The organism is Luteolibacter sp., from assembly GCF_058122085.1.
In genome coordinates this window covers 1-2,716 of record NZ_JBIKBQ010000202.1, presented here as the reverse complement: position 1 = coordinate 2,716, position 2,716 = coordinate 1, and the positions used below count along the sequence as shown (strand labels likewise).

General features: G+C 60.1%; 3 protein-coding genes. All 3 read left to right on the top strand.

What is annotated here, in order from left to right:
• Window positions 1-1,237 (top strand): hypothetical protein (locus AC4DF4_RS18520; RefSeq protein WP_490049576.1); only part of this gene is annotated, 1,237 nt, incomplete at its 5' end.
• A gap of 32 nt (window positions 1,238-1,269) precedes the next feature.
• Complete coding sequence (locus AC4DF4_RS18515) at window positions 1,270-1,749, top strand: transposase (protein ID WP_490049575.1); 480 nt, start codon at window positions 1,270-1,272, stop codon at window positions 1,747-1,749.
• On the top strand, window positions 1,724-2,716 hold a 993-nt coding region (locus tag AC4DF4_RS18510; protein ID WP_490049574.1), incomplete at its 3' end, for a hypothetical protein. The genes AC4DF4_RS18515 and AC4DF4_RS18510, both read left to right, overlap by 26 nt.

The window sequence follows — 2,716 nt, the reverse complement described above, 5'->3', positions numbered from 1 at the left end:
AGGCGCGAAGGCCCCGGCATCAGCCTGTGCCGCGGCGGCGATCCTCGCCGTGGATGCCCAAGCTAGGGACCTGCACGAACTTTACCGCGACAAGTTCCCGGCAGCCGGATACGACGGCAATCCTGCGCTCTGGTCGTTCACATCGTTCCTGCGCGACCGTTTCCACAGGTACGCCCTGCTGAAGGCGAACTACACCTCCTATATCTATACTCAGGGCCCGCCCCAATACATCATGCCACCGGATGTTCCGCTGCCGGTGATGGAACTCAAGACTCTCGACGGCAGGACGCTCCGGGTTCCTGATGACACCAACGGAAAATTGACGCTGCTGGTGTTTGTCGAGCCGCCCGCGGTGATCGAGACGGAACCGCAACTCGATGGCAATGGCAAGCCTTGCAAACGATACGCCGTCATGGCCGATGCCCTCGAACTGGCCGAGCGCCATGTCAACAAGGACCTCGACGTCGTCGCCGCCTTTCTCTGCGACGACCCGGCCAAGGTCGAGGCCATGATGAAAGTGGAGGGATGGACGTGCCGGGCGGCGATGGTGCCCGGCGGGCTCACCAATCCGATGGTGCGGCGGCTCGGGATCCTGTCGGCGGATCGCATCCCGAATGTCTTCCTGCTCCGCCGTGACGGCACCATCGCGTGGGATGCGAGGGGGCACGAACGCAAGGCCGGTGAGATGACTTTATACGCGCAACGCTTTACCATGAAGGAGCAGATCGAGAAGTGCGAGGTGGAGCATGCGTGCAAGGCCTTGGAGCATGCGTGCAAGGCCTTGGAAAAGGGCGATTTCAAGGAGGCTGCCCGCGTCTTCGGCGGCCCCTATTTTCCCTGGGACACCGATGGCTTCCGCTGGCGGTCTCCGCAACATCATGGCCAGGCGCTGGCCTACATCGGCATGCAGGACTGGAAAGCCGCGCTCGAGTCCATCGAGATGGCGATCGACGCCCGGAAACTGCGCTACTTCCGGGGCCAACGCGGCGACAGGGATACCGTCAAGTGGCGAGAGATGGCTGCCACGGTCACGGTCGTGCTCCCGGATGATATTCTGGTGGAACTATGGACCACCAAGGCCGGGATTCTCGACAAGCTCGGCCGCAGCGACGAGGCGGCTCAAATGCGCAAGCTCGCCGCAGAGCCAGTCAAACCGGATGCTCCGAGCATCTATAAATCGACCCACGAGAGATTGAAAGAATGGTTGAAGAAACACCCAATGGAGACGCAAAAATGAAAAAACACGACATCATCTAGAGTGTATCGATCATGGCGGCCCTCGCCCTATCGGCATCGGTCTTTGCCGCAGAGAGCCCTCCGCCGGGCAGCCTGACCCCCGCAGGGACGCAACTCGAGGCACATTACAGCAAGATGCTGGCTGATCTAAAGGAAGCGATCAAGGCCCTGGAACCCAAGGTGGATGAGGGGAAGAAGGCCGAATTCACCAAGCGGGTCGCCGCGCTCGGTGATGTCCCGCCTGTCACCAAGACAGTCGCTGACTCTAACTTCGTGAAGGAATTGAAGGGAGGTTCCTCAAGCTGGATCAATAGCAACAACATCATCCCGGGGCACTTCAAATGGCAGGCCGGATACGGTTGGTTCAGCGTAAGCCCAAAAGACACCGACCAGGTGGTCGCCTATATTCAGAACCAAGCCGAGCATCACAAGAAGGTCACATTCCAGGAGGAATACCGAAGGTTTTTGAACCTCTACAACATTGAATATGACGAACGATATGTATGGGATTGAATCGGGCGTTTCCGGCGTCCTTTCAGGACGCGTTTTCCGGATCGATGGTAACCCAGGATTGAAATCCTGGGCTATTAACCATGATGCCTTCAGCATCTTCCGTTGCGCATGCCTGGCCTTGTTTCTTGTCTGGCCGCTCCTCTGCCATGGCCAGGAACCTGCCGTACCGCCGGCTGGCATCCCGGAAGCCAGGATTGCCGCCCTGCAGAAGGACTTGGCCGAAGCGGGCACGGCCACCACATCGGCCGGCAAGCGCCGCGCTTACAAGAACATCGCCCGCGACGGCGAGGCCCTGTTGGAGGGCACCCCGGCAGCCCCGAACCGCTGGCAGGTTCTGGGCATCATGTTGGATAGCCGCAAGCGCCTGTTCGGCATGGAGAATTCGGCTCCGAACCGCGAGGCGCTCCTGGAGACCTGCACCAAGCTCGCCAAGGCCCCCGACGAACATGCCCAGCTCCGTCTCGAGGCCGACCTGTTGCTCTCGGAAAACGCCCTCTCGCTCAAGGATGCGGACATCAACGAGCGAGCCCGCGCGCTTCAGGAGTTGATCACGCGCTACCGCGGCACGCCAGCTGAAGCCAAAAGCCTCATGATCGCCTCTCAAATCGCCGGGAAACTCGATGCCCCCGATCTGCAGAAGCAGATCACCAATGCCCTGGGCGAGCGCTTTGGCGGTGATCCCGCCATGATCGAGTGGCGCCGACAGAATCTCAGCATCAGCAGCATGGATGTCTTTTTCGCGGGTACCTACACCCGCGCCGACGGCGTCGCCCTGAATTTCCCCATCGACGCGATGGGCCATGCGTATGTCGTCGTGTTCTGGTCTGCCAAATCCCCGGAGGTTGAAGATTACCTGAAGCATATCGGGGAACTGCGGAAATCCTTCCGCGATGTCTTCCGGGTCTACAGCTTCAATCTCGACGAACTGCCGGATGCGGGGCAATCCACACTGGGCAAGCTTGACTTG